Here is an 898-nt window from a genome sequence, read left to right as displayed (position 1 = left end):
GAGCCATGCCGCGAGCTTCGCGCTGCTTGTCTTCATCAGTGCCTGGATCAAACGCCACCACCCGGATGCGTTCCTTGTCGGCTTGCTGAACAGCCAGCCGATGGGCTTTTACGCGCCGGCGCAGTTGGTGCGAGATGCGCGTGCGCATGGCGTCACCGTCAGCCCTGTCGATGTGACTTGCAGCGAATGGGATTCGACGCTGGAGGACCTGGGCAACGCTTCGACCATGTCGCCCTCAGCCTCGGCAATGGTTGATGCCTGCGACGACAGCGCCGGGGTCGGCGCATCTTTGCAGGATGCCCCTGGCCTTTCCGTGGCGGGCGAGGTCGATGCGGCAGACGATGGTCAAGGTCGGCACGGTGCGGGCGGCGTGTTCCGTGGCAACGGTGGGCCAGGCGAGGGCTCAGGTGAAGCGGCTGAGGCATTGCCGCCCGAGTCGGTCTGTCGCCGCCACAGCCCGCCGCCCCACACGCTGCGCCCGGTCCGCCTGGGCTTCAGCCGCCTCAGCGGATTTCGCGAAGACGCGGCTCAGCGCATCGTGGCGGCGCGCGCTGAGGCGCCTTTCACCAGCGTTGAAGACCTGGCCCGTCGCGCCGATCTGGACGCGCATGCACTGCGCTTGCTGGCCGACGGCAATGCCTTGTCGGCGTTGGCGGGTCACCGGCGTGAAGCGGCCTGGGAAGTGGCGGGTGTGGACACGCGAACGGCGGCTGCCGCGGTGCTGCGCGCCACCCGTACCGAGGAGCCTGAACGCCCCGCGCTCGAAGCGCCCAGCGTCGGTGCCGCTCTGTTGGCGGATTACCGGCGCACCGGCCTGTCGCTGGCCAGCCACCCGGTGGCCTTGCTGCGGCCACGCTTGGCCGAGTTCCGCATCAGCACATCGGCCGAGCTGCAGAGC

General features: G+C 69.2%; 1 protein-coding gene. It reads left to right on the top strand.

Annotated elements, in window-relative coordinates; all coding sequences use genetic code 11:
• Nucleotides 1–226: 226 nt before the first annotated feature.
• The coding region (locus tag AC1DYI_RS37020) for a helix-hairpin-helix domain-containing protein (protein ID WP_477209054.1) at nucleotides 227–898 on the top strand (672 nt) is incomplete at its 3' end.

Source organism: Ideonella sp. P3_A4 (assembly GCF_056403075.1).
This window is presented reverse-complemented; position numbering and strand designations above follow the sequence as displayed.